Source organism: Acerihabitans arboris (assembly GCF_010131535.1).
Lineage (GTDB): Bacteria > Pseudomonadota > Gammaproteobacteria > Enterobacterales > Enterobacteriaceae > Acerihabitans > Acerihabitans arboris.
The window spans coordinates 1-5,994 of record NZ_WUBS01000037.1; the positions used below are offsets into that span (position 1 = coordinate 1).

Genomic DNA, 5,994 nt, shown 5'->3' on the forward strand with positions numbered 1-5,994 from the left:
TCATGGATTTTACGCCGGGCATGGGCCATGCAGCCGACCTCGCGGATATGGCCTTCTTCATACAGCGGATTGAAGCCCGCATACGCATCCGCCTGCAACAGTCCGCTGAACCCGGCCAGATGCGTTTGCGGATGAGCACCCTTGCGGTCCGGGCTGTAGGCGAACCACACCGCGGGCGGCAGTACCGAACCGGCATTGCGGTCGTCACGCACATAGACCCACAGCCGGCCGGTTTTAGGCTTGCCGTTGCCCGGTTGCAGCACGTCCACCGGCGTGTCGTCGACGTGCACTTTACCCGTGTCCATCACATAGTCGCATACCGCGTCGGCCAGCGGCGCCAGCAGATTACTGCACAACCCCACCCAGCCGGCCATCGTGGCCCGGCTCAATGTGACGCCCTGGCGGGCGAAGATTTCAGACAGGCGATACAGCGGCGTGTCGGGTAAAGACAGGCCATTACTGGCCCATCCTCCCCTAAGAACGGTGCGTACCAGTTTCCCGGTACACCGCTCAAGCCTTTATAAACTCCCGATCAAGAGAGCCGGCTTCGTTACTGTGAATTTGTCGATGGCAGTTGGGGTGTAACAGCACCAGGTTGTCAGGCTCATCTCCCCCACCCAGTGTTTTCTTCACCTTATGATGAATATGCCATCCGGTTTCTTTAGTGAAACGTTGACCGCATAACGGGCAGGTATGATTTTGCCTGTGCCATATTGCTGTGATTTTTCGTTTACCCTTCTGAGATTCCGCCCAGATGTTATCCTGACGGTGCTCAAAATAGGTTTCCCAGCGGATATCATAAAGATTAGCTTCGGTTCTGATTTTGATGTGGCGACGTATCGGAACGGTACTGCTCAACATGAGATCCCATATTTTTCCGTTTCGATCTTCCCCATGGAATAACCACCGATACGTCCCGGTTCTGGACGATCGAAAATATTTCCGATAGACCCATCCTGCACCTTTGTTTGAGTGGCGTCGCCTGCACCATTGCCAGATTTTTCGCCAAATTTGATGATCAACATAGCTGAAGGTTTCTTTGGCCACGATATGGCGGTGATAATTTGCCCATCCCCTGATTATCGGATTGAGCAAGATGATTAACTGCGCCGCCGTGACCATCTGATTCTTTTCTATAATTGACCTGATTTTGCTGAGGTGATTTTTCAGGTTTTTCTTCGACGGCTTAATTAACAACTTGCCGTTGTATTTCCTGATATTTCGCCCCAGAAAGTCGAACCCTTTATCTATATGCGTGATGAGGGTTTTTTCTTCTGATAATGTTAAACCACGTTCAGCCATAAACTGAATGATTAGCGGTTTAACTTCTTTTACGAGAAGCGCTCTGGAGCTGCCTGTACAGATGAAATCATCGGCAAAACGCACATAGTTTACCTTGTGTCGTCTGGCCGGAGCCGTATTCTTCCGACCGAACTGTTCAGCCAGTTTCTGCTCCAGACCATCCAGACACATATTCGCCAGCACCGGTGAAACTGGACTGCCTTGTGGTGTGCCGTTGTCGGTGGCATAAAGGGTTCCTTTATCCATAAATCCGGCTTTCAGCCATTTTCTGAGTATCTGCCTGTCCATTGGTATATTTTCAAGCAGCCAGTCATGACTGATATTGTCGAAGCAACCTTTGATATCGCCTTCCAGCACCCACTCTGCCGTGCTCCTGTTACCTAGACAGATAAATATCTGTCCTGTCGCGTCAGCTGTGTTTCTTAGCGGGCGAAACCCGTAGCTGTTACGGTCGGCAGTGGTTTCCGCAACGGGCTCCAGCGCCAACAGCCACAAGGCCTGCATGGCCCTGTCACGCATGGCGGGAATACCCAGCGGGCGGGATTTACCGTTAGCTTTGGGAATATATATTCTTCTGAGAGGAAGCGGTTTATATCCGGTTCGTTTCAGCTGAGATATTGCCTTCCATTTACTTTCCGGTGTACTCCATGTCTGCTTGTCGACTCCGGGTGTTCTTCGCCCGGGGTTTTCAGTAATCCGTTTAACTGCAAGTGCTTTTGCAGAAAACGAGCGGACCAGCATACGTTGCAAGGACTTAACCCTACGCCATTGCCTGTCCAACGTTGCCTTCGCTATCCGTACCTGTAACTTCCGCACCCGTCGGTGGTGGTATCGCCAGTGAAGGGTATGCCATCCTATAGGGCGGGAGACCGCAGATACCACAGTGCTGGTACTCATCTTGCCTGCCTCCTGTCCGGTAGCTTTACAGTATTTCAAACGATTAAAGACCCGGCGGAAGTCTGCTCCCTTTCGGGACCGGGCAAATTCTGAACCCTTATCCCCGCCATTACAGCAGGGCGTTCGCTTTTTCCGCCATCCTCTGCCCGCATCACCAATAGCGTTCCTTACGGTTCGCCTGCCTGGGGCATAGCTCCGGGCAGCAATACGGGTTTACCGTGTTTCCCCTGAGTAACGGAGTGGGGTAGACCCTGCCTATCCACCAGTGGATCTTATGTCCGTGTATTCCCAGAACATTTAAGAATAACCATCCACACACCTTTTGGTTCAGGCCTTTCAGCATCTTTGGCCTGTCATACGTAATGATGTTTATCAGCAGTTCACTTATGTTGGTCATGCCACCCAGCCTGGCTCCGTGCCCATATGATGCTTGTAGGCAGTGCTTTACCTCACGGTGTCAGCATGGTCCGTAGACCCGATTTCGTTGTCCCGGCAGCTTCACACAAAACCGTTACCAGTCCTGCATGTGTCGGTAGGCTACTGATGACGGAACATCAGGTTTCTCTTCAGGATTTTCCTGTGAAACAATTACTCAGGCGACTTCACGTCGCACGTGCTCGGCGTATTTCGCCGTCATCACGCGCGCCAGCAGGCCCGGCCCGGCGATGCCGCGCTCGATGGGACGCGACGGCGCCGGCGCCTGGACGATGACATCGCAGCGGGCGCAAGCCTTCTTTGTCCGCCGGGTTTTTATCACCTTGAAGGCGCTTTTAATCAGCTCAAGCTGTTCTCTGACATCCTCGCCCAGCGGCTTAAGGTCGCCGCCGCAGTCCGGACAGGCCGGCTCCCGCGGCTCCAGGCAGCGCTCTTCACGCGGCAGGTGTGACGGCAAAGGCCGGCGCACCGGCGAGGGACGTAAGGCCGGCAGCATAGCCGGGCCATCGACGGGCGCAGACTGGACCTTATCTTCCGTCAGCAACTCTTCGAGGCGATGCTCCAACTGGACTATCTGCCGCTCGGCCTTTTCCGGGCTGCGCCCGAAGTAGAGGCGCCGCAGTGTCGCCAGTTGCGCCAGCAGGCGGTCGATTTCCGATTTCCGTGCGTTAAGGTCGTCGTGCAGGGATGCGATGGTCGCCTGTTGTTGCGCGACCAGCGTTTGCAGTGTGGATACTTCATTGGGAAGAGCATGATTTTTCTGTTTCATGCCGTGATGGTAAGTGTGGCGGGTGCCTTGCAACTACCCACAATTATACTAATATAATCATAAGGATAATCGGATAAAGTTATTTTCAGGGATGGCTGAACAATGGTTAATCAGGAACAAGCTTCGCTTTCATGGCTAGATGAGGAAATTAATTCTTCTGTGTTTAGCGATCGCCGCCATGCCAGTCGCTTTAAATCTTTGATGCAAAAACTCTGGCGCGGGATGGGCAACAGCCTTCCTTTTTCCTGCCAGGATCGTGCAGCGACAAAAGCCGCTTATCGGTTTCTTTCCAGCGACAGGATTGATGAACAGCACCTTTTACTGGGACATTCCGAAGCCACCTGCCAACGGATACACGCGCTGGAAGATGAAAATATTCTGCTGCTCCAGGATACCACGACATTCGGCTACCACCGGGATAACCCTGACGCAGTAGGATTTGCAGGCAGCCATATAGCCGGACTTGTCAAAACAGGCAATGATACCGGCATCAATTGTGGGATCTTGATGCATTCCAGTCTGGCCGTAACGACATCCGGGCTCCCGCTCGGCCTGACTGCGGTGAAATTCTGGACCCGGAAAAAATTCAAAGGTACCAATGCACTCAAAAGGAAAATTAATCCCACCCGCGTTCCCATTGAGGAAAAAGAAAGCTATCGCTGGCTTGAGAATTTGCGGCAGTCAACGGCGTTACTGCAATGTCCGGAACGATGCGTGCATATTGGCGACCGTGAGAGTGATATTTACGAACTGTATTGCCTGGCATCAGAGTTAAATACCCATTTCTTGGTCAGAACGTGTGTAAATCGTCTGGCTGAAAATACCACCATGGAAGAGGAAATGAAAAATGTGCCTTCTGACCATCGAGGACATCATCGAATCCTTCTTCGGAATGACAAAGAAAGTGCGCGCGAAATAATACTAAGTATCAGATGGAAAACACTCACATTACATCCTCCGATTGGTAAGGCAAAGCAATATCCTGATCTACAGCTGACGGCAATTATCGCGACAGAAGAAGGCCCGAAAAATAATAACGCTCGGGTTGAGTGGAAGTTACTGACTGACCTGCCGGTGACAAGTCTGGTTGAGGCCACGGAAAAGCTGGAATGGTACAGCCATCGCTGGAAAATTGAGACGTTCCATAAGGTTATGAAGTCTGGATGTCAGGCAGAGCGCTCCAGACTGGGTTCGGCAGAGCGGCTGACAAATTTACTCTGTTGTTACTGCATCCTGAGCTGGCGGATATTCTGGTTGACAATGTTAAGCAGGGAAATGCCCGCCGCTCCGGCAGAACTTGCTTTCAGCGAAACAGAGATAAAAATACTGGACACGATGGTTAAAGATACAACGCAAGTCATGTCATCATATACTCTCGAGAAATATACGATAAAACTAGCCCAACTGGGAGGTTATATGGGAAATAAAAATAAACATCCGCCCGGTAATATTGTTATCTGGCGTGGCCTGCGACGATTAAACGAAATACAGACCGGATGGGAAATGGTCACCGGGAGATGTGGGTAGTTGCAAGGCTAGGCGTACGCTTACGGACAAAATGCCGGAGCCCGACTCCCAATAATACAGCAAACAGTACTTCAGCCGGGTTGAGACGGTATTCAATTGACTGAGTTTGAGTAAGCAAGATCGGCGCAACATCTAGTGAGAACCGTTTTTACTGCTGCGCTTGCTGGAGCCAACGGATAAGAAACGGCTGTTCCCCCGCTTCAGATAATATCCTTCCATCTTGCCAGGCCAGTTGCAGGGCTACCAAGCCGCACCAAGCGGAATGAGTAATTTTAGGGGGCATATACACCTCACACCTTGCGGGGGCCGGTAGATGAACATAGCAACCGGGACGCGAGAACAGTTGAACAGGGCAAGATGAGCTTATTCATACTGGCTTAGGGATGAGTAGCCCGGCAGGTAGCCTCTTGCCACTGTCACAGTTAGCCGTTGGTAGCGGGCGATTAGACAGCTGCTTAAAGCTTTGCGGTACTGTGTGTGGTCGTGGACATCCCGCTCCAGGCGATATATCTCATCATAGCGAATATCCTTTTGACGTGCCACTCACGCTTTGACCGCTTGCGGCAGCGCTTCACTCGCGTCATTGGGCTTGATGAGATCCGTGCCGCTTATAGGGAGTAATAAATATTATCAGGCATATGATATAGATCTCTTCGCATAGCGACGGGTGAACAGGAAAGATAAAAGACCCCTAAGACAACCAACAATATTATTCCACCCAAGATTATCGCTTGAAAAAAGAATAAATAACAGTGACCGCTACTGTCAGTACACCTCACTGTTAGGAGGGCGGACAATAACAGACGTAAAAGATGCAGTGGAAGTCCATTAACCACACATCCTCAGATGCTGTGACTATCATAGTCAGGCGGGGGACATGCGATGTCACCGAATCATTCAACCAAGGTTAACTCGCAGTTCAAAATTAATATATATATAGGTGTCGGCATCGCTGATATAAGGTCGTAATTCATCGGAAAAGTTGTCCACTCCACCCAACATGGTCTTTCTTTAAGGTTCCTACACCGAAAAAGGAAGCGCCATGTTAAGCAGAGAGGACCATC

General features: G+C 51.1%; 3 protein-coding genes and 1 pseudogene. 1 reads left to right on the forward strand and 3 read right to left on the reverse strand.

Annotation, left to right across the window (positions count from 1 at the left end; translation table 11 throughout):
• The 3 genes and pseudogenes from GRH90_RS25590 to GRH90_RS25600 all read right to left on the reverse strand — a co-directional run.
• A pseudogene (locus tag GRH90_RS25590) lies at window positions 1-437 on the reverse strand (IS66 family transposase); the annotation flags it as partial.
• Window positions 438-510: 73 nt separating this feature from the next.
• Window positions 511-2,199 carry a group II intron reverse transcriptase/maturase gene (gene ltrA / locus GRH90_RS25595; protein ID WP_162368785.1) on the reverse strand — a complete coding sequence of 563 codons (1,689 nt, stop codon included), beginning with the start codon at window positions 2,197-2,199 and terminating at the stop codon, window positions 511-513.
• A gap of 592 nt (window positions 2,200-2,791) precedes the next feature.
• Complete coding sequence (locus GRH90_RS25600; protein WP_162368786.1) at window positions 2,792-3,403, reverse strand: IS66 family transposase zinc-finger binding domain-containing protein; 612 nt, start codon at window positions 3,401-3,403, stop codon at window positions 2,792-2,794.
• A gap of 102 nt (window positions 3,404-3,505) precedes the next feature.
• Here GRH90_RS25600 and GRH90_RS25605 point away from each other — a divergent pair, with 102 nt between their 5' ends.
• A complete protein-coding gene (locus GRH90_RS25605; RefSeq protein ID WP_162368787.1) occupies window positions 3,506-4,930 on the forward strand; it encodes an IS4 family transposase in 1,425 nt (474 codons plus the stop codon).
• Window positions 4,931-5,994: the final 1,064 nt, after the last annotated feature.

Excerpts from the sequence above, each read along its gene's own strand:
- ltrA (WP_162368785.1), bottom strand. The coding sequence starts at position 2,199 with ATGAGTACCAGCACTGTGGTATCTGCGGTCTCCCGCCCTATAGGATGG.
- GRH90_RS25600 (WP_162368786.1), bottom strand. The coding sequence starts at position 3,403 with ATGAAACAGAAAAATCATGCTCTTCCCAATGAAGTATCCACACTGCAA.
- GRH90_RS25605 (WP_162368787.1), top strand. The coding sequence starts at position 3,506 with ATGGTTAATCAGGAACAAGCTTCGCTTTCATGGCTAGATGAGGAAATT.